At 56.2% G+C, this 20,695-nt stretch carries 17 protein-coding genes; 12 read left to right on the forward strand and 5 right to left on the reverse strand.

Annotated elements, in window-relative coordinates; translation table 11 throughout:
* Positions 1–9: 9 nt before the first annotated feature.
* From flgF to CU102_RS14730, 3 genes are all read right to left on the reverse strand, one after another.
* Positions 10–735 (reverse strand): flagellar basal-body rod protein FlgF, encoded by a 726-nt coding sequence (gene flgF, locus CU102_RS14720; protein ID WP_166648439.1) that lies wholly within the window; start codon positions 733–735, stop codon positions 10–12.
* Positions 732–1,511, reverse strand: coding sequence for a DUF1217 domain-containing protein (locus CU102_RS14725; protein ID WP_106711861.1), 780 nt, complete (start codon positions 1,509–1,511; stop codon positions 732–734). Before CU102_RS14725 ends, flgF begins: the two co-directional genes overlap by 4 nt.
* A gap of 139 nt (positions 1,512–1,650) precedes the next feature.
* On the reverse strand, positions 1,651–4,710 hold the full coding sequence (locus CU102_RS14730) for a LysM peptidoglycan-binding domain-containing protein (RefSeq protein ID WP_106711862.1): 3,060 nt from the start codon (positions 4,708–4,710) through the stop codon (positions 1,651–1,653).
* A 386-nt stretch (positions 4,711–5,096) separates the two neighbouring features.
* Between CU102_RS14730 and motA the strand changes: the two genes are divergently transcribed.
* The 7 genes from motA to CU102_RS14765 all read left to right on the forward strand — a co-directional run bounded on the left by motA (position 5,097) and on the right by CU102_RS14765 (position 10,432).
* Complete coding sequence (gene motA, locus CU102_RS14735; protein WP_106711863.1) at positions 5,097–5,969, forward strand: flagellar motor stator protein MotA; 873 nt, start codon at positions 5,097–5,099, stop codon at positions 5,967–5,969.
* 5 nt (positions 5,970–5,974) lie between these two features.
* On the forward strand, positions 5,975–6,913 hold the full coding sequence (locus CU102_RS14740; protein ID WP_245425351.1) for a FliM/FliN family flagellar motor switch protein: 939 nt from the start codon (positions 5,975–5,977) through the stop codon (positions 6,911–6,913).
* Complete coding sequence (locus CU102_RS14745; RefSeq protein ID WP_106711864.1) at positions 6,894–7,364, forward strand: BAB2_0123 family type IV secretion system effector; 471 nt, start codon at positions 6,894–6,896, stop codon at positions 7,362–7,364. Before CU102_RS14740 ends, CU102_RS14745 begins: the two co-directional genes overlap by 20 nt.
* 27 nt (positions 7,365–7,391) lie before the next feature.
* The gene (fliN, locus tag CU102_RS14750; protein ID WP_106711865.1) at positions 7,392–7,745 is read left to right on the forward strand and encodes a flagellar motor switch protein FliN; all 354 of its coding nucleotides are present in this window, start codon (positions 7,392–7,394) and stop codon (positions 7,743–7,745) included.
* Between the two features lie 105 nt (positions 7,746–7,850).
* On the forward strand, positions 7,851–8,879 hold the full coding sequence (locus CU102_RS14755; protein ID WP_106711866.1) for a flagellar motor switch protein FliG: 1,029 nt from the start codon (positions 7,851–7,853) through the stop codon (positions 8,877–8,879).
* Positions 8,880–8,899: 20 nt separating this feature from the next.
* Positions 8,900–9,964, forward strand: a complete 1,065-nt coding sequence (locus tag CU102_RS14760; RefSeq protein ID WP_106711867.1) for an EscU/YscU/HrcU family type III secretion system export apparatus switch protein — start codon at positions 8,900–8,902, stop codon at positions 9,962–9,964.
* 27 nt (positions 9,965–9,991) lie between these two features.
* Entirely contained in the window at positions 9,992–10,432 is a 441-nt protein-coding gene (locus tag CU102_RS14765) for a hypothetical protein (RefSeq protein WP_106711868.1), read from the forward strand.
* A gap of 3 nt (positions 10,433–10,435) precedes the next feature.
* Here the strand turns inward: CU102_RS14765 and CU102_RS14770 are convergent, their stop codons facing one another.
* Positions 10,436–11,227, reverse strand: a complete 792-nt coding sequence (locus CU102_RS14770; protein WP_106711869.1) for a helix-turn-helix transcriptional regulator — start codon at positions 11,225–11,227, stop codon at positions 10,436–10,438.
* A gap of 325 nt (positions 11,228–11,552) precedes the next feature.
* Between CU102_RS14770 and CU102_RS14775 the strand changes: the two genes are divergently transcribed.
* Positions 11,553–12,707, forward strand: coding sequence for a DUF3095 domain-containing protein (locus CU102_RS14775; protein ID WP_106711870.1), 1,155 nt, complete (start codon positions 11,553–11,555; stop codon positions 12,705–12,707).
* Between the two features lie 12 nt (positions 12,708–12,719).
* On the opposite strand, the gene CU102_RS14780 is transcribed toward CU102_RS14775, so the two are convergent.
* Positions 12,720–14,057 (reverse strand): nucleotide sugar dehydrogenase, encoded by a 1,338-nt coding sequence (locus tag CU102_RS14780; protein ID WP_106711871.1) that lies wholly within the window; start codon positions 14,055–14,057, stop codon positions 12,720–12,722.
* A 393-nt stretch (positions 14,058–14,450) separates the two neighbouring features.
* On the opposite strand from CU102_RS14780, the gene CU102_RS14785 reads away from it, so the two are divergent.
* From CU102_RS14785 to CU102_RS14800, 4 genes are all read left to right on the forward strand, one after another.
* Positions 14,451–15,788 (forward strand): adenylate/guanylate cyclase domain-containing protein, encoded by a 1,338-nt coding sequence (locus tag CU102_RS14785; protein ID WP_106711872.1) that lies wholly within the window; start codon positions 14,451–14,453, stop codon positions 15,786–15,788.
* Positions 15,785–16,744 (forward strand): polysaccharide lyase family 20 protein, encoded by a 960-nt coding sequence (locus CU102_RS14790; RefSeq protein ID WP_166648432.1) that lies wholly within the window; start codon positions 15,785–15,787, stop codon positions 16,742–16,744. Before CU102_RS14785 ends, CU102_RS14790 begins: the two co-directional genes overlap by 4 nt.
* Before the next feature lie 142 nt (positions 16,745–16,886).
* Complete coding sequence (locus CU102_RS14795) at positions 16,887–18,776, forward strand: ABC transporter ATP-binding protein (RefSeq protein WP_106711873.1); 1,890 nt, start codon at positions 16,887–16,889, stop codon at positions 18,774–18,776.
* Positions 18,770–20,695, forward strand: coding sequence for an ABC transporter substrate-binding protein (locus CU102_RS14800; RefSeq protein WP_106711874.1), 1,926 nt, complete (start codon positions 18,770–18,772; stop codon positions 20,693–20,695). The genes CU102_RS14795 and CU102_RS14800 overlap by 7 nt, the downstream gene beginning before the upstream one ends.

Consider the following 20,695-nt stretch of genomic DNA (forward strand, 5'->3'; position numbering starts at 1 on the left):
ATCGATCCGTCACGTCTTGGATCCGAGTGTTTTGATGGCTTCCGTGTAGGTGTTCTCATTACCGCGAAGCAACGCATCAACGCGCTCGAAGGCGCGGGTCACACTCATCAGACGCGTCATTTCGCTGATTGCGTCAACGTTCGAGCCTTCGATTGAACCCTGGATGACCCCTGCATCGGGATTGTCCAAAACCGGTTGCGCCGCAACGCTTGGTATGACCGCCGAATTGTCAAAATAGGTCAGTTTGGCGTTGGGGCTGATTGTGAAGAGCCCGATTGCGCCCAGTTGCCGCCCACCCTGATAAACGGCGCCATCCGATGAAATGTCCGGAGGTCCGCCGTTCGGATCGATTGTCAGCGGCTGTCCGGCTGCATCGAGAATGGGATATCCCTTGACCGACAGCAATTCGCCGGTCGTCGACATCTGCATACGCCCGTCACGCGTATAAACCTGCCCGGCAGGCGATTGCAAAGCGAACCAGACGTCGCCTTTGGCAGCCACGTCGAGCGGGTTGCCGGTCTCGGTGATGGGACCAGGTTGGGTCTTGATGTAGCTTTCCCCTGCCGAAACAAAGCTCGACTCTTTGGCCGCCTTTGAGACCATGGTTTCAAATTTCATGCCCGTGGCGCGAAAGCCCGGCGTGGACATGTTCGCCACATTCTGCGCAAGCACATCAAGACGGCGCTCAAGCGAAATTTGTGAGGAAAGCCCTACATAGATCGAATTTTCCATCAGCGCCCACCCAGCTTGAAGGATTGCAAGGTTGCCAGAATGCTTGCGGAAATCCCGATCGTTGATGCCCCCCCCAACAACGAGGGAATGCTGGTGGTCGTTGTTGGATTCTTCATTTCGTACATGGCTGTGAAGCGCGTCAGCAGTTTGTTGAGCTTTGCCGGATCCTTGAGATCATCCAGATCAAGCTTTTCCTCCACCAGTTTGGCCTGGCGGTCGATATCCAGATTGGAGGTCTGGGTGGGCAGGTTGAACGTGGTCTGAAAAACCTGAAGCAGCGCCTTGTCGCCGAGAATTTGATAGGGACTGGTTATTGTCGGGGCCTTGCGCGCAAAATATAGTGCCAGCCGGACACCCTCATTCTGCTGTCCTGTCTCGACCTCGAGCGTCTGACGGACATATTTGTCGACGAGCGGCTGTAGAACCGTTGCCTGGCTGGTCGTCTTGTCCCCGAGCTTGGCGAAGTTGAAGGCGGTAGCGAATTCCTTGTAACGCGTATCTGTCAGTTTGTTGGCAAAGCTCTCCGGATCCTCGATCCCCTCGGTCAAGACCTTCCTGACGAAGGCCTTTGCGTAGGCCATGTCTTCAAGGCCGTAGGCCTTCATGGCGTATTTGTACAACCGGTCGTTCTTCATGAAATCGTCGATTGATTTCACCTTGCCAATGTTTTTCAGGTAATAGTCGCTGTCGCGCTGCACCAACGGCTCTTTGGAAACACGGGCAAGCGAGCGTGGCAGGTCCTTGGCGATCAGCTGGTAGCTCGTCATAGTATTGATCATGATGCGCCTTTCCCGAACTGTTTACCCATATCTGTCAAATCAAGCTTGCCTGAAGCTGTCGGGATGATCACCGGTGCAGGGCGGGACACCTGCACCGTATGCGATCCAGATCGGGACAAATCAGCCGGTCAGACTTCCTTTATCTCGGAGGGAATATCGAGGTCGTGGGCGGACGATGGTAGCGACCCGGGAAATTGTACCCGTTGTAGAAAGCCCATAGCCCAACGCCCGTGAGGCTACGCGTATCGGTATAATCGGAACCTATGACACCAGGGCCCGGATAGGGAGCGTCCGGCGGTTGCCAGGCCGGTTTCGGCGGCGGTCCTTTCAGCATGTCTTCCAGCGACGTGGTGAAGGATGGCCGCGGAAAACTTGCAGGGGCATTGAAACGATGGTCGTTGGGGGCGGTCACGGCGAAGCCATCCCGCTTTCCTTCCTTGTTGTAGCCGTCGACCACGGTTTCCAGCGAATTAATGAAGGCTTCGGCGCGTTCCTTCGGAAGTGTATTGAGATAATTGACTACAGAGGGACCGTCGGTCTGACACCATTTGCGGGCGAATTCGTCGATTCTCGAAGGCATATCCTTCTCATCTGCAATGAGCTCGGCGATTTCGGAACGGATATTGGCGCCTTTCAGATAGTTTTCCGTATCGGTTTCCCGCTGATTCTCCGCTTTCCAGCTGCCATAGATCATGTTGGCAATCGATGCGACAACCGTGATCCCCAGAGAGACGGGTGTCACCCATTTCGGCGTTGCAAAGAATGCAACCATCCCGTCGGCCACCGTTTGTACGCCGAATATGGCTGCTTCGGGATATTTTCCTTCCGAGAGGTTGGAAATTGTATAGGCGGCATCTATCCCGAACCAGCCCTTGAGATAAACGCCGGTCGATTTGGTCCAGAGATCGCGTTCCACCTTGACGAAGTCCGTCAGTTTGTCGATGCGTCCGCCCTGCATTTTCGGATTTAGCGCTACAGCTGCCTGGCCCAAACCGCCGAGGAATTCGGCGCTATGACGTGCCGTTGCTGTCGAAAAGGCCAGTCCATAGGCTGTGCCCCAGAAGTCCTTGCTCTGGAACATGGCGTCTACGTGAAAGCCGCCGAGAATAGAGCTGGCAAACCGATAGTTGAAACCGAAACGCGTGGTCGAATTAAACCCGGCAACCGGGGTCGGGCCGCCGCTGGCCGTTTTGCCCGAGCTTGGACCGCCGGGTACGGGCGCTCCAGACTGGGTCACATATCGGGTCGAGTCATTAATCTGATTCATATTGCGCCCGGCAATATCATGAGTCAGATCCAGGCCTGCACGCAGCGACCACCATGGCGTCACGCCGGGAAGGTCCGGTCGCTCCACCCGTGAATCATTGGCCGAAATATTCACCACCTCGTCGGAACCCATATCGAGTGCGAAACCGAGGCTATCCTGTTTCTTCTTGTCGCCTTCGGCCTTCGCAAGCGTATCCTTGAGCTCCTTGAAGTTCTCCTGATCGCCAAGTTGGTCCTCATAAGAGGAGACAGCCGCCTGGGCACGCCATAAGGCACGCCCATCCTCCCGGACGTTGTTCAGGGAATCGTCGAATTTCTTCGCCTGTTCGGGATTGCCTTTTCTGGCCGCTTCCATCGCGCCGGGCTTGTCGCCTTCACTGACGAGCTTGCCGGGGTTCTGTTCCAAAGCAATAAAGGGCTCCCTTGCCTTGCCGAACGCTTCCACATCACTATAGGTCTTTTCGCGCAGGCGCCCGACGCCGTCCTTGACTGATCCGCTCAAGCCATTTGCATAGTCGGTCCGCTTCAGGTCCTTCAACTGCGATGCGGTCGCCAACGTCAGAACTGTACCGTTGCGTTCCGACACGACCCATTTGAATGCCTTGGTTACGTCATGTATCGGGCGCTCGCCGGTCTTGTAGTCCATATCCTTCACGTCCGGCAGTGCCTGAGCCAGGGTGAACGACACACTCTTGAGCGCCTTCTCGCCAGGATCGGAGCCCGCGGCCGCTTCATAGGCGGCCGACAGATCGCCCAAAACAGCGACGAAAGTATTGTCGCTCGTCATCTTCGCATCCTTGCGCGAATGATCGAGGAAAGCCTGATCTCCCTCCAGGAGATCGGAGACATTGCTGGTCGAGTTGGCTGGCAGCTTTTCTCGGGCCTCGGTACCGAGATCAGTAGCGACCCTGGTCATGGTCAGGTCGGCAGATTGCAGAATTTTGCCGGCGAGCACAGACGAGACACCCGTCGTCTGTTTTCGCGCCTCGAAGGCTGCCGCAGGAGCGCCGCCCTTTTCGTAGGCAGCCTCGATCAGCCTGGCCGGCTTGTCGACGACCTCTTTCGCAGTCGCAGCGTCAAGCGCCTTGCGGTAGTTGACATCATCGGGGCCGAAACTTGCCAGCGTGAGGATCCGGCCGGCCACATCGGTCTCGCGTTGCCTGGGATCCTTGTCCTTCGAAATCTCCGGCAGTTGCCGGGCAGCTTCGTCCGTCACCGCCGCCCATGCCCGTTCCGCCTCGCCTTTGGCTTGTTCCGCCTCTGCGCTCGGCGAATTGTCGCCGTCCTTGAGTAACAGATCGTCATAGCTCTTCTGCTTGCCTTGGGCCGTCTCAGTCAGGGTTAGTAACTTATCGAAATTCTCCGGCGTACGCCCGACAGCCTTCAGTTCACTTTTTAGCGTGCTCGCAGCACTGTCCACGATGCCGTCGAAGCGCACATTGTCAGGCGCACGCGCCTTGATTTCCGCTACCGCCGCATCAAGCGCCTTCTGCGGCGCTCCCCCTTCCCTCGTGACATAACGCAGTTCTGCCTCGACAAGTGGCTTCATGCCCTGCCAGGCTTCGTCACGCATGGCTTGCGCTCCGAACCCTTTCGGCAATTTGTCGATGCCGTTGAGCGCCTTGCGTTGCTGCTCAAACGCATCGGTACGAACCGGATCGAGGATATTGATCTTCAAACCGACATCGATGGAATTCTCGTTCGTGATAACCGGATTGGCGCGAAGTAAATCTTTTACACTTGTATTGCTTTCCTTCGATATCTGATCGAGCCGATCACCATTTTCTATTGTGTATTGCGTCTGACCCGTTGGGCTTTTGCCCGGATCAACCGGCCTGGTCGCGCTTTCCTTCAGAATGGCATCAAAACGGGCCTGAATATCTAATGATGTCCGCCACGCTCTGTTGAATATACTGTTGGTACCAAACGACATGCCACGTCCTCCCTACTGCAACAATCGATGCTATTGCTCTATCAATTTCTCCATGGATAGTATTCGTCAACATCTTGCGCAACTACTATGCAATTCATAAATTATTTCATACATGAAAGAATTCATATGAATTGTATCATTACAAATATAACCAATACAATTCGGTATTTGTTTTTATTATATTGTATCATTACAATATCAACAACGAAAAAGGGGGCGGCTCTGCTATAATGGATGCACCCACCCCTCTTGTCTCCAATTTGCATCGCAGCTTCCATCATCTTCCGGGTGTGATTAACGTGCCCTGACCCTGGCCAACCCTGCAAGGTTCACGCAAGCCGACGCTGCTAGCCCTGAAACTGCTGGCAAATGTGCAGGAGAGTGTCTTGGGTATTCTTGTTGGACTGGTCGTGACGATGGGGTGTCTGCTTGGCGGTTTTATTGCCATGGGCGGTCACGTTTCCGTTCTCATGCAGCCATGGGAGTTCGTCATTATTGGCGGCTCGGCGCTCGGCACGTTCCTCGTGGCCAATCCATTTTCAGCGGTCAAGGATACGGGCCGCGCCTGCATGGAAGCCTTTACCAACAAGATTCCCAAGCAGCGGGACTATTTGGATGTGCTCGGCGTACTCTATGCCTTGATGCGGGAATTGCGCGCCAAGTCGCGCAACGAGGTTGAGGTCCACATCGACAATCCAACCGAATCCGCAATCTTCCAGACTTTTCCGAGTGTGCTGAAAAATCACGACCTGACACACTTCATTTGCGATTATTGCCGGCTCATTATCATCGGCAATGCTCGTTCGCACGAGATCGAAGCATTGATGGACGAGGAAATCCACACAATCGCCCGCGACAAGCTGAAGCCATATAACGCGATGGTCAGTGTTTCCGAGGGCCTGCCGGCGCTCGGCATTGTCGCGGCGGTCCTTGGGGTCATCAAGGCCATGGGCGCTCTCAATGAATCGCCGGAGATTCTCGGGCACTTGATCGGCGCAGCGCTCGTCGGCACATTTGCGGGTATTTTTCTTTCCTACGGCGTCGTCGGACCGATTGCCACCAAGATCAAGACGACCCGCGAGAAGCAGAACCGCCTTTACATGATCGTCAAGCAGACACTGCTTGCCTACATGAATGGCGCGTTGCCCCAGATTGCGCTCGAATACGGCCGCAAGACGATCTCCGCCTATGACCGTCCATCGATTGATGTGGTCGAGCAGGAGACACTTACGACCGTCCCGATGCAACAGGCGGCCTAGGACCCATGGACATCGAGGCTGAACAGAAACGACCCGATGCACTGGCCGAGAGTATTCTGCGCGCTGCGGGCATGTCCGTCGACGATCTCAAATCGCTCGAAACAGTATTCCGGGATCTCGCGGCATCGTTCGGTACCAGAGTGGCAGCGCAGACGGACGTTCCTGTCGGTGCTGAATTTGTCCGCATCGAATCGCTTGAGAAGGACGACATTGCCGATACTCTGCAGCGGTCCGGTCTTGTCGGACTTGTTTCTGTTGCCAAATGGGGGTCGCGGCTGCTTCTCATCGCTGATCGCAGCTTCGTCGATTGCGGGATCGAGGCGTTGTTTGGTTCGGGCGCCAGTCACGAGACCGGCGCTGCAAACAGACCGCTCACAGCGGTGGACCTCGGCATTGCCCGTCAGATCTTTGCGGACGTAACAGCATCGCTCGACCACATGTTCGCCGGTGGAACCGATTCCCTGTTTCAGATTGGTGATCTGGTCGAGGCTGCTTACCTTGCGCCGACGATGATCACCGAAACACGCATGATCTGCTGCTCGATCGTGCTGAAAGCCGCGGGCCGCTCCGGCCAGATCCGGATCCTGCTGCCGCGTTCCGGTTTTCGCCCCATGCAGGACGCCATTGCGCGCTTGCTGCGTCAGCCGGCACATCATTCCGACCCGGCCTGGGCCAAGAGACTTCGCCTCGAAGTCAGCCGGGCCAGGATTGATATCGAGGCCTATCTGCAGCAAGGGTCGATGACGCTTGAACAAATCGCGCTATTGAAGCCGGGACAGGTTCTCCATTTACCCAAGGACGCCATCGATCAGGTTCGTTTGCGCAGTGGCAGGCAATCGCTTTTCAAATGCCGTCTTGGCAAGACCGGCAGCGCATTTACCGTGCGGATCACCGATCCGATCAATGAAGAGGAGGATCTGCTCGATGAACTTGCAGCTGGTTAATCTTTTTTCCCTGGCGCTGACCGCTGTGTCGCTGCTGATCTTTTTTGTGTCCTTTCGCAAAGCCAATCGCCTGATGGCGATGAGCCGCGCTGTGGCGCAGCAGGTGGCTGGATCAGCGGCAAGCCTCGAACAGGCCCTTTCCGTTCTTCGCACTGAACGAGAAATTTGCCGCGATGAAAGCGTGCGTCTCGAGGCGAGGCTCAAGGATTCCGATCGGGCCCGCTCGGAAATCGCCCGGGCCATTGATCTGGTCAAACTCGCCAAGGTGGATCTCAAGGCGAATGCGGTGCCGTTTCCGGCACCTGCCCCTGGGTCTGCGCAAGCGATACCAGCTTTCGTTGCAAAGTCCGCGCCCGTTCCGCCGGTACAAGCCGGTGCTCCGGCAAGAAACGTCCCCGTGTTCGTCAACCGCATCGTTCGCTCTGCCGATGTGGCAAGCGCCGTTCTTTAGAAACTGCTTTTCCGGAGCCCATAGATCATGGCCATCTCAGACAAGAATTCGATCGAAGACGAACTCAACGAAGCTATCGAAGACCTGAAACACGACAATCCGCAGCCGGGCCGCAAGGCACAGGGATCGAAGCCGAATATCGACCTGATCATGGGCATTCCCGTCGACGTTCAGGTGGTGCTCGGCAGTACATCGATGCCCGTTGCAAATCTGATGAAGCTCGGCCGCGGCGCCGTCGTCACAATTGACAAGCAGATCGGCGATCCGGTCGACATCGTTGTCAACGGCCGCGTCATCGCACGCGGCGAAGTGATCGTTCTTGAAGATGACAGCTCCCGCTTCGGTGTCAGTTTGACCGAAGTCATCGGCAGCGGCGTCTAAAGCAATTGAAGGAAAAGTGGACCGGTTTTCAGTCCGGGATTGCGTGAGACAAAACTCAGACAAAGATACCGGCTTTAGCCGCACAACCCTTAGAAGCCAGGCCGCATGAGCGATCAAGAAACACCTCCAGTTGCAAGCGCCATCAAGGACCTTTCAGGCCCCGAGAAAGTGGCGGCATTGCTCGTGGCAATTGGGCGGCCCTCCGCTTCACGGCTGCTCAAACATTTCAATGCCGACGATCTGCGTTCGCTCGCCGGGCATGCACGCCGGCTTGAACCAATCACTCCCGGCGATTTCGAAGAGCTGGTGAAGGAATTCGAGAATGCGTTCGCCGATGGCGCGCCGGTCTCGGAGGCTGGAATTCGCTTCGAGGGCCTCTTGCGCGAGACCCTTTCGGCGGAGGACGCCAGCGCTGTTATCGAGAACCGCCGCCCGGAACTCCTGATGCAGGAATCCGTATGGGATCAGCTTCCACGCATTCCCGTGGACGTCCTGGAGAACTACCTGTCTGCCCAACACCCTCAGGTTACCGCCTATGTGATCTCGCGCTTGCCTTCGGATATTGCGGCAAAGCTCCTGATCCGTTTTGGGCCTTCAGAGCGTAGCGCCATCATCCAGCGCACCCTGCACATCCGCAAAGTCGGACCGTCGATTGCCGCGATGCTGGAAACAATCCTGCAGCGCGAGGTGACAGGCAAGGACAATTCAGGCTCCGAGAAGAGCCATCACGGAACGATCGCCAATATCATCAATCAGCTCGAGAAATCCGAGATCGATGAGTTGCTGGCTGACCTTACCGACCTCGGTGCCGATGACCTTGCCAAGATCAAGGCCAAACTGTTCACCTTTGAAGATATCGCGCGCATTTCCCAGCGGGCGCGGCTCGTGCTGTTCGACGAAATCCAGACCGATGTCGTCACGACGGCCCTGCACGGCTGTGAAGCGCAACTGCAGGAACTCATTCTGCAATCGTTGTCGACCCGCGGCCGCCGCATGGTGGAAACCGAGCTCTCCAGCCAGACCAATATGAATGCCAATGCGGTAACGGAAGCACGGCGCACCATCGCACGCACCGCGATCGCGCTGGCCGACCGGGGCGACCTCAAACTCGAGACCGAAGAGCCTGCTTCGTGATCCGGAGATTCTGATCGGACATGTCAGACACCGCTGACAAAGAGAGCAAAACCGAAGAAGCAACTGAGAAGAAAATCAGTGATGCGATAGAAAAGGGCAATCTGCCCTTCTCCCGCGAGGCCCCGATCCTCGCCTCGATGATCGCTCTCCTTGTTATCCTGATATTCGTTGTCGTGCCCAGCGGGGCAAAACTTGCAACTTTCCTTTCCGAACTGCTCGACAAGACCGATGACTGGCGGCTCAACAGCGCAGACGATGCCCGGCAATTGTTCGGGATCATCGGCATGGCTGTCGGCCTGGCACTGCTGCCCGTACTCATCATAATCCCTGGTGCCGGTATTCTCGCGTCGGTCTTGCAGAATGCTCCGCGGATCGTCTTCGACCGCATCCAGCCGGAAGCGTCGCGCGTTTCGATCATCAAGGGCTGGCAGCGCATATTCGGCTCGTCTGGTCGCGTTGAGTTCCTGAAAGCCACTTTCAAGTTCGCAGCGGCGAGCACGATCGTTTTCATGATTTTCTTTGAGGACAGCCATTTCTTCGTGGATGCGATCATTACGGAGCCGAACCAGTTGCCGGAACTTATTCGTTCCCACCTGACACGGCTCCTTGCCTCAGTGGCAATTGCTGTCACCGTGCTTGCCGCATTCGACCTTGCCTGGACACGCATTCACTGGCGCAGCGAACTCAGGATGACGCGTCAGGAGGTCAAGGACGAGCACAAGCAGGCTGAAGGTGATCCTCTGCTGAAGTCCCGGCTGCGTTCGCTCGGCCGCGACCGCGCGCGCCAACGCATGATTGCGTCCGTTCCAACGGCCACGCTTATCGTCGCAAATCCGACACACTTCTCGGTTGCTCTCCGCTACGATCCTGCAAAGGATTCCGCCCCCGTGGTCGTCGCCAAGGGGCAAGATATAATTGCTCTCAAGATCAGAGAGATGGCCGAGGCAAATGAAATACCGATCTTTGAGAATGTGCAGTTGGCGCGGTCACTCTATAAGCAGGTTCAAGTCAATAATGTGATTGCCCCGGAATTCTACAAGGCGGTCGCTGAACTTATTCAATTCGTTAATATGCGTCGTAAATGATTGCGCTGCCCGTAATCGGATCAATATATGAAAAGAACTCAATATTCAGTCGCCCGTGTTGAGATAATCTCAACACATCTGTCAGAGGTAATCCGTGACCTCCGTCTGGTCGACGTAGCCGACTACATCGCCTTCATTCGCTGCGAACTGTTCGGTAATATCGCCGATATCGTCAACTCGGCAACGGAATTGACGTTCTATCCAGATACGCTCATTTTTGGGCTTGGCGGCGAATACACGCTCGACTGGAACTCATCACCCAGGGTGATGCTTGATCTTGAGTTCAGCAACATGGGTGTGAACGCTTATTTCCGGCTGACGCTGTCGGCGGAGTCCGCAGAGATCGATCTGCATCACGTGCGTTTCGCAGACACGGGAAACAGCCCTGCAGATAATACGGCCTTGCTGGCATCGGCCTTCGAGGATGCTCGCCTTCCGCAATTCATCACGCCAGGGAAGATCGGCTAGGCTCTAGATCCGGCCGGCAATCACAGGCATCTCGATAACGCCAAGAGCCAGTGCGGTGGCAACAGTCGATGTGCGATTGGAACAGCCGAGTTTGTTCTTGGCATTCTGCAAATAGGTGACCACCGTCCAGCGGGCAATGTTGAGAATCTCGCCAATTTCGCCATCGGTTTTGCCATTGGCGGCCCAATAGAGGCAATCGATTTCGCGCTTCGTCAGAAGATTGGCAACCGCTGCAGCAAGTGCGGGATTGCGATTGCCGTGCAGCGTATTATGCAGCCGCGTTGAAACTGCCGTCATTCTCTTGCGTATGCCGTCAACGAGCCCGGCTTCGTCCGCTGGATCTACGTCAAACGTGAACAATGTCACGCCGCGAAAACCATAGGCGTTGGCAACGCTTACAGTCAGAAACAGATTGCCGAGACCGCGCAACTTGCAGTCTCGTAGAAATTGTCTCGCCTCAGGCGACAATCCAGCGTCCGCTGCTAGATTGCGAATGGTACCCGGCATGTTTGCCTGGCGTTGGAACAGAGCGATCCCCCGGATCAGCGGGTCCACCTTGTAGTAGTTCTTCGCAGAGTAACGCAGCACCCATTTCATCGGAAAAGTCGTAAGGACCGATATGTCCTGAGTGAGAGCTTGCTCACCGGTTAACTGATCTGAATGACCGATATGAGTGATGTAACGGCAATTAAGTTGCTTTCTAATACCCGCAAGCATTTCAAGGGTATCGTGCTTGACGTTGTTACTGAGAAAACCTTCCTGGAAATCCGGGAAATGGGCCAGATCAAAATGCATCGGGGGTGCAAACCATTCCTCTTAGCAAGCATAATATGCCCGCATCATCACTCGTACTTCTAAAAAACAGGATTGCTTTCAATGTCAAAGAATCAACAGCGTGTGTATGGTTGCACGACCTTGGGCGTGGGCACAAGCTGATGAACAATTGTATTCTGGATTTGTCACCTATTTGCAACGCAGCACCAATTCATGGTTGACAATCTCCTAATATTTACTCCCACATTTAACGACCGAGGGCTCATTCCAGTTTATTTTTTGAGTTACTACCCTCATGATGCAGTCGTTCATCGCCCGCCACTTTAGATTGTGCTAATGGCCACGCATGGCAAATGAAACACATGACGATTTCTTTGATACGCTTCCCGTTTTTCTGGAATTCGAGGGCGTTGCTGACGTTGGTAACTACAAGCCGCTCCCCGATGACTGGGTGCTTGCGACAGCGGATATCGTCGGCTCCACCAAGGCTATTGAGGCGGGCCGCTACAAGGCAGTCAACATGGCCGGCGCCAGCGTCATCTCAGCACTCCTGAACGCACTCGGCAAGCGGAATTATCCCTTCGTATTTGGTGGCGATGGCGCAGTTGTGGCGTTACCGGAATCTGCCGCATCCATTGCCCGCGAAGCCCTCGCGGCGGTGCAATCCTGGGTTCGCGATGATCTGCAATTGAACTTGCGTGCCGCTCTTGTTCCGATGCGCGACATCCGGAAGGAGGGCTACGATGTGCGTGTCGCCCGCTTCAAGGCCAGCCCGGACGTTTCGTATGCCATGTTCGCTGGAGGGGGTGCGAGCTGGGCCGAAGCCCAGATGAAAGCAGGCAAATACGCGATTGAGCCAGCACCCTCGGGTACCCGACCCGACCTCACCGGCCTTTCATGCCGCTGGAACCCGATTGAAGCCCGCAACGGCGAGATCGTGTCTATAATCGCCGTCCCGGGCACATCGGGGGCGAGCACGCAGTTTCAGGAACTGGTTACCAGAATCATTGCCGTCGCTGCCGAGCAGAGCCGCGGAGCCCACCCGCTTCCTGCAGAGGGTCCACCGATCGTCTTCAACACCAAAGGCATCGACTCGGAAGCTCGCGCGACTGCACCGGCAGGCAAGCTTTTTTCGCGTAAGCTTGCCATCCTCGCCCAAATCATACTGGTCGTTGTGCTTGACAAACTCGGGCTGACTGCAGGGGGTTTCAATCCAAAGACTTACAAGGTCGAGGTGACGCAGAATTCCGATTTTCGCAAATTCGATGACGGTCTGAAAATGACTATCGACATCGATGCCGAACGGCTTCGCCGCATCGAAATGCTACTCGAAGATGCATCGACGGCCGGTATCAGCCGGTATGGACTGCACCGGCAGGAATCCGCTCTGATCACCTGCTTCGTGCCAACCCACCGCGCACATGACCATATTCATTTCATCGATGGCGCCGCGGGTGGCTACGCCATGGCGGCAAGCAATCTGAAGGCTAAGCTGTCATAGATCGAAGCGCGGTTATGCCTTTACGATATGCTCCGCCATCAACCCCAACCTGGCAAAGATGTTGCGTGTGTCGACGATCAGGGGAGACCATCTGGCCAGGGCCGCATAGTCAATGCCATCATGATCAGTTGAGACAAGAACGGCATCATAGGATCTCACCATTTCCTCGGTCAGTTCCGCGGATTTCCGTCCCTTCAGTGCCATAAACTCTCGTGTTGAGGGGATTTCAGAGACGAATGGATCATGATAATCGGCCCTCCCACCCCTCTCCTCGATGATCTCGATCAGCCGCAATGACGGGCTCTCGCGGATATCCGGCACATTTTTCTTGTATGCAAGACCGATGATCAACACGCGAGAGCGGCTCAGCGCCTTGCCCAATCGCATATCAAGCGCTTCGGCGAGACTGCCGACGACATAACGCGGCATGGCGGAGTTGATTTCGCCGGCCAGTTCGATGAATCGAGTTGGAAGTTCATATTCGCGCGACTTCCACGTCAGGTAGAATGGATCAATTGGAATACAGTGCCCGCCGAGCCCCGGACCCGGATAGAACGGCATATAGCCGAATGGCTTGGTCTTTGCTGCCTCGATGACTTCCCATATATCAATGCCCATCGCCGAATAAAGTGTCTTGAGTTCGTTGACGAGTGCGATGTTGACGGCCCTGAAGATGTTCTCGGTGAGCTTCACCGCCTCCGCCGTCGCATTGGACGAAACCGGCACCACTGTCTTCACCGCCGCTCCATAAAAGGCCTGCATCAGCTTGCTTGCCTCTTCGCCATCACCTGCAACAATTTTCGGGATCGTGGCGGTTTGGAAATCGCGATTGCCAGGATCCTCGCGCTCAGGGGAAAAGCCGAGGAAGAAGTCGGTTCCGGACTTGAACCCGGTCTCCTCCAATATCGTCTTGACGATGTCGTCGGTCGTACCGGGATAGGTGGTCGATTCGAGCACCACCAATTGGCCTGGTCTCAAGCTTGCGGCAATTGATCGGCTCGTCGCCTCAACGAAGGAGAGATCTGGATCGCGATGCTTCGTCAACGGCGTGGGCACGCAAATGATGATCACGTCACATTGTGCAAGTTCGGCAAAATCGCTTGTTGAGCGAAACCGGCCTGCTGCCGCTTCCGTTGCAAGCGCCGCATCGGTCACCGCCTCGATATACGACCGGCCGGCGTCAAGCGCGACGATCTTGCCGGGATCGATGTCAAACCCGGTGACGGAGAAACCGCTGTGCGCCAGGGTGATCGCGAGGGGCAGGCCGACATAGCCAAGACCAATGACGCCGGCTTGCGCCTGCCGCGTTTCAATTTTTCCTGATAGGTCCGAGAAGGGAGAGGAGGCCAAGATGATCTCTTTTGTGCGAGCGTGCCGTCATTGGCATTGCAATCAAGTTGGTTTTAGATGGCTGCTACGGGATTGCCTGTCAAGCGAGCGATGGCAGCCGGCCAGCCTCACGATCAAGTGACTACACCCTATTGTTTAGAGTTGACGACATACCCATCTCAATGGTTCGGAACCAACGACTGATAGAGGAACGCCCGTCGAGCTACCCGCTCAAGTTGTATCGGAGCGACAAAATCGCAATGCTGGCTTACCAGTTGCCGGCGTTGACACTGTTGCCCGATTCACTCATTTTCATAAGCTCCGGCATGCCTTGAGCGCGATCTTGTTGCGCCCGGCCGGTATAGTGAAAGTGTCTCGGGGAATGGGCGTGGCTCGCATGTGTAAGGATCAGGGATGAGCACGACCCAATCTGACGTATCCACTATACTTCTTGACAAGGTAGCCGACTGGCTCACGCATTCTTCTTTGGCCGGCGACAATCTCGAAACCATCGTCCGTGGCTTTTGCGAACGCATTGCATCAGCAGGCTTGCCGATTTCCCGCGTAAACCTTTCCTTTTCGATGTTGCACCCGCTTTATGATGCGCTGGGTTTCACCTGGAAGCGATCAAGCGGAATGACCGTCGAAGGGTACCGGCATGATCCTGCCGGAAAGCCCGAGCGCTTCCTGCTCAGCCCGTATTTCTATCTTCTCACCAACAATCTGGAGCATGTCAGACGCCGTATCACCAACGACGGTCCGATGGAATTTCCGGTTCTCGACGAATTAAGGGAAGAAGGTGTGACTGACTACCTAGCATTCCTGCAACCCTTCGGCGGTCAATCCACCCAGGGCATGATGGGATCCTGGTCAACCGATAGCAGCGACGGCTTCAGCGACGCCATGATTGCTGCACTCCTGCGCCTGCAAAATCACCTGGCGGTTGCCGCGAAAATGGCTGTCCTCGGCAAGCTGGCGGATAACATGCTGACGACCTATCTTGGCGGCAATGCCGGTAAACGTGTTCTAAACGGCCAGATCCGGCGCGGTGACGGCGAGACCATTCGAGCAGCGCTGGTCATGGGCGATATGCGCGAATCGACCGTGCTTGCTGAAAAGGAAGGCCGCCAGGCTTATATTGATACACTCAATCACTTCTTCGACGCTATCGCCGCTCCGTTCAACCGCAGCGGCGGCGAAATACTGAGCTTTATGGGTGATGGCTTCTTGGCGGTTTACCCCTGCGGCCGCCACAAGGATCCGTCCAGGATAGCGTGCGAAGCTGCGCTCTCGGCCGTTTTCAAGGCGCAGGCCCGCGTTGCCGAGCTCAACAAGGAGCGCCGCAAGGACGGCCTTAGCGATGTTCGCTATGGCATCGGCCTGCATGTCGGCAATGTCATGTTCGGCAATGTTGGCCTCAAGGACCGCCTGACCTTCTCCGCGTTCGGTTCAGCTGTGAACGAAGTTCAGCGCTTGCAGGGCCTGACCAAGAAATATTCGCGCGAGGTGATCGCCAGCCAGGCATTTGCAACCTATTGTGGCGGCGAATGGACAACCCTTGGTGAAGAGAAATTGCGTGGTGTTGGCCAGAAGGTCACGGTCCTGCTACCGAAATCGTCGGAAAAGACCGTACAACTCGAAGACGCTTATGACGATGTCGCTTATGATGGCTTGTCAGAAGCGGAACAGGTGATGCTGTTGCACCGCGACAAGAAAACCGGACGCCCCTTGCTCGAGAAATTCATGCAATGACAGGAAAGACCGTCGCCATGGCTCTTCTGGCCGCAACTCTCAATTTAACAAGTGCGGCAGCGGATCCGGGAGGCGACGTGCTCATCGACAGTTTCGATGGGAACGACTTCGCCGCGAGCGGCGGTCTCTACTATCGGCAGAATTTCGAACAGCGGGCCGGAAAGGTCGAATTCCAGTCCGAAGTAAAGCAGACTGGCACTGGCGCGCTCAAACTCAGTGTCAAACCGTTCTGCCCGAAGGCCAGAAAGAATTGCAGCGAGCGAGCCGAGATCTGGGAGAAAACAGACCGGCGCGTGCCCTATGACCAGGGCGTCTGGTACGGTTTTGCGGTAAAATTTGCCGATCCCATCCCAAGTGGCGACCATCGCTATCTGATCGCACAGTGGAAGCGGGAAATCGGGCCCGAGGCCGTTGGCGATTTCAGCCCATTCCTGGCGTTGCGTCTCAATCAGGGCAAATTGTTCGCCACCATCGAAACCAATTATGTGGCGCCCTCAAAGGCAGAGGGAGCGAGCACGGTCCAGGCGTGCGGGGAAAAACAAACGCCGGTTTGGTTTCGGCCGGATACCAACCAGATGCGCGCGTTAATTGCGACCGACGCGAATTGGACGCCGCAGGATGGCAAGGAATTCAACAGTTGCACCAATGCACTCGTCGTGACCGATCATGGCAACAAACTCCCGGCGCCGGATTCGGGCTGGATTGATTTTGCCATTTATACGAAACCCGGTCCTGATGGCTCGGGACATGTCGAGATTTTTGCCAACAACAAATGGATCGTGACAGTCAAAGGCCATGTAGGTCATGGTGACAAGGGTCTGGGCGTCAATCAATATTTCAAGTTCGGACCCTATCGTGCCGCGGACAAGACCGACTGGACGCTCTATTACGACAATTTCCGCCGCTCTCCGCGTTGCGAAGATGTATTGGGTGCCGGCATCTGCCCCGAGCTCTGATTGGTACCAGCTGTACTAGATCGAGCCCTGCTTTTTGCCCCAGTGCCGGCAAAATACAGGGCCGCTAGACTCGCCGTATATGGTACGATAGTCTCATCAATAATGGGAGACAACGATACGCCATGGGGAATAATTAGCTGGCATGAAGTCAGGATCTGATCTGCTGCGTATCGAAAATCTGGGCATTGCATTTTCAATGCTCGGAGGACGGCTGGATGTGGTCAAAGGTGTCAATTTGCGGGTTCTCCCGGGCAAGGTGACAGCACTTGTCGGCGAGTCCGGATCTGGTAAATCCGTCATTAGCCAGTCCGTCATGGGTATCCTGCCTAGTACTGGAAGAGTTTCCGGCAAAATCCTTTTTACCGATCCACTCGACGGCAAGACCACGGACATCCTGCAATTGCCACAGGATGGCGAGGCGATCCGGTCGTTGCGCGGCAGCCGTATGGCCAAGATTTTTCAGGAGCCAATGACATCGCTGTCACCGTTGCACACAGTCGGCAACCAGATCAGCGAAGTACTGGACATCCACACGGAAGCGACAAAGGATGAACGGCGTGCCCAGACCGAGGAGATGCTCGGCCTTGTTGGGTTCTCCAGGCCGAGCCGCACTTACGACATGTATCCGTTCGAGCTGTCGGGAGGCATGCGCCAGCGCGCAATGATCGCCATGGCTCTGATATGCCGCCCTGCCCTCCTGATCGCTGACGAGCCGACGACGGCGCTTGACGTGACGATCCAGGCGCAAATCCTCGAACTGCTGCGCGAGCTTCAGCACAAGCTCAACATGGCTATGTTGCTCATCACCCACGATCTCGGCGTCGTTGCGAACATGGCTGACGAAGTCGTCGTGATCTATCACGGGGAGATCATGGAAGCCGGACCGGTTGATGCGATCTTCCGCACACCGCAACATCCTTATCTGAAAGGCCTCATGGCGGCCGTTCCGCATTTCGACATGAAGCCCGGTGAACGGTTGAAAGCACTTCGCGAAGTGCCGGTCAATTCGGACACGCTATGGGCGAAGAAGAAGCAAATCGAGAACGCGCCAGATATTTTGCTCAGTGTCCGTGACCTGACCAAGACCTATACGACACGCAAATCTGGTCTATTCGGCGGAAAAGGCAGCACAACGGTCCGCGCGGTTGACGGGGTCAGCTTTGACATCAGGCGCGGCGAATGCCTCGGCCTTGTCGGCGAGAGCGGCAGCGGCAAGACGACGGTCAGCAAGATATTGATGCGTGCCGTCACTCCGGATGGAGGCTCGGTCAGTTTCGACGATGGCCACGGCAGGATCGATGTTCTGGCGGCGGAAGGCGACGCACTAATGGAACTGCGCACCAAGATCCAGATGGTGTTCCAGGATCCGGTCTCCTCGCTATCCCCACGCATGACAGTGCAGAATATTCTCAGCGAGCCCCTGGAAATACACGGGCGCGGTGACGGCGCCTACCGCCTTGAGAAGGTGCGCGCACTTATGCAGGCCATCGGATTGGATCAGCGCTATCTCAACCGTTACCCGCACAGCTTCTCCGGCGGTCAGCGGCAGCGTATCGGCATCGCGCGCTCCCTTGCGCTCGGGCCGCAACTCCTGATCTGCGACGAACCCGTTTCGGCACTCGATGTGTCGGTTCAGGCGCAAATCCTCAATCTCCTCAAGGATTTGCAGAAGCAATTGGGGCTGACTTACCTGTTCATTTCCCACAATCTCGCTGTCGTCGACTATATGGCGGATCGCATCGCCGTCATGTGCGGCGGGCGCATCGTTGAAATTGCACCGCGAGAGATCATCCTGCGCAATCCCGTCCATCCCTACACCCGTGGGCTTCTGGCCGCCGTGCCATTTCCCGATCTCGACCGTCCCCTCGATTTCGAGACGTTGCAGGCAAGCGGAGCCTCCGACCAAAGAGCCTGGGGCGCGCAGTTCTCCAGTGATGGCAGCGGTGAGGGGCTGGCGCCGGCCGATCTTGGCGAAGGGCATCTTGTCCTTGCACGGCGCAGCGTCGATGCCCGGGAGCTACGGTCGTGGTAACGCGGCGCACCCTTCTTGGCACCTTCGGCCTCGGTGCTATCGGGCTTACAATGCTGCCGGATCTGGTGCACGCCGCTGACCGGGAGCTTGAGCCGGAATATCTGGATGAACAGCTTAGGGCTCGCAGCCTGCCCCCGCTTTCCGAACGCCTTCCGAAACGGCCGCGGATCGTTGGCCTCAAGGCCATGGGGCGAACACCAGGCAGGTATGGCGGAACGGTCCGCACCATTATCGGCAGCGGCAAAGATGTCCGGTTGATGACGATCTATGGTTACGCGAGGCTGGTTGGCTACGACGAGCATCTCGTCTTCCAACCCGATATTCTCGAAGCCTTCCAGTCGGAGAACGACACCGTCTTCAGCTTTACCATCCGCGACGGACACAAATGGTCTGACGGTTCGCCGCTGACCACGGATGATTTCCGTTATTGGTGGGAAGATGTGCTGCTCAACAAAGATCTCACGCCAGGCGGCGGCTCGCTTGACCTGCGTGTCGACGGAAATCTGCCGCGCTTCGAGGTGCTTGACGCGCTGACGGTCCGCTATTCCTGGGAAAGGCCGAATCCGAATTTCCTGCCAAGCCTCGCCGGTCCGCAGCCGCTCATCATTGTCGGACCCTCTGCCTATCTCAAGCAGTTCCACAAGAAACACCAGGACGAGTTCAGGCTTGCCGCGCTGATGAAGGAAAATCGCGTAAAGAAATGGGCTGACCTCCATATCAAGATGTCGCGCGAATACCGGCCGGAAAACCCTGATCTTCCGACGCTCTATCCTTGGCGCAATACCACCGCGCCGCCGGCAGAACAGTTCATTTTCGAGCGCAATCCTTACTTTCATCGCGTCGACGAGAACGGTCGGCAGTTGCCCTATATCGACCGGTTCATCCTTAATGTCAGTTCGTCATCCATCATACCTGCAAAGACCGGTGCGGGCGAAAGCGACCTGCAGGCGAACGGCATCGATTTCACTGACTATACCTTCCTGAAAGATGCCGAGGACCGTTACCCCGTAAAGGTTGATCTGTGGAAGGTCACGCGCGGCTCGCGGGTGGCGATCCTCCCCAATCTCAATTGCGGAGACGAAGGCTGGCGTGCCCTGTTTCGCGATGTCCGCGTGCGGCGTGCCCTGTCTCTTGCTATCGACCGGCATGAAATCAACATGGCGGTGTTCTACGGTCTGGGTACGGCCAGCGCCGATACGGTTTTGCCTGAAAGTCCGCTGTACAAACCTGAATACGCCAATGCGTGGATCGATCACGATCCGGAGAAGGCCAATCAGTTGCTCGATGAGGTGGGCCTGCATAACCGCAACGATGACGGTTTCAGACTGCTTCCAGACGGGCGTCCGGCGGAAATAACAATCGAAACGCCCGGCGAAAGCACGCTCGACACGGATGTGCTGGAGTTGGTGACCGATCACTGGCGCAAGATCGGCATTGCACTGTTCACCCATACCTCGCAACGCGACATTTTCCGCAGCCGCGCCCAGGCTGGCCACATCATGATGTCCATCTGGTACGGAATTGAGAATGGAGTTCCAACCGCCGACATGAACCCCCAGCAACTGGCCCCAACGTCGGACGATCAGTTGCAATGGCCAATCTGGGGAATGCATTATCTATCGCTTGGACAGAATGGTAAGGCGCCGGATCTTCCTGAAGCGATGGAATTGGTCAAGCTGCAAAACAGCTGGCGCGAATCTTCGAACATGCCCGAGCGGACTGCCATCTGGCAGAAGATGCTCTCCATTTTCACTGACCAGGTATTTTCCATCGGCCTCATCAACGGCACGCTGCAGCCAGTTCTCCGCACGGCGCGCTTGCAGAACGTTCCGAGGAATGGGCTCTACGGCTTCGATCCGACCAGCTATTTTGGCATTTACATGCCTGACACCTTCTGGCTCAGTGAGGAGCAGGTCTAG

Origin of the sequence: Phyllobacterium brassicacearum (assembly GCF_003010955.1) — a bacterium.
GTDB lineage: Bacteria > Pseudomonadota > Alphaproteobacteria > Rhizobiales > Rhizobiaceae > Phyllobacterium > Phyllobacterium brassicacearum.